Origin of the sequence: Streptomyces bambusae (genome assembly GCF_020532645.1) — a bacterium.
Lineage (GTDB): Bacteria > Actinomycetota > Actinomycetes > Streptomycetales > Streptomycetaceae > Streptomyces > Streptomyces bambusae.
Map to the genome: position 1 here is coordinate 1 of NZ_JAJAUZ010000168.1, position 257 is coordinate 257.

Here is a 257-nt window from a genome sequence, read left to right on the forward strand (position 1 = left end):
TACGCCCGGCCGTCACGGGGCCGTCGGCCCGTGTGACGGTGATCGCGAACATGTCGCCGAGGGCGACGTCCGCGCCGGTGGTGATCCGTTCCCGCTGGACATCCAGCAGCTGGGATCCGAGCCGGGTGTCCCCGGTGCCGACCCGGCGGGCGAGCCGCCAGGAAACGCGTTCGGAGCGCTTGCGGACCTTGGTGTCGGGGTGGTTGGCCGCGCGGGCCCGGTGGTAGGCCAGGGCCTGCACGACGGCCGCAGCGCGT

The 257-nt window shown here is 74.3% G+C and carries 1 pseudogene; it reads right to left on the bottom strand.

The features are described 5' to 3' along the window. A pseudogene (locus LG634_RS37670) lies at positions 1–257 on the bottom strand (conjugal transfer protein); the annotation flags it as partial.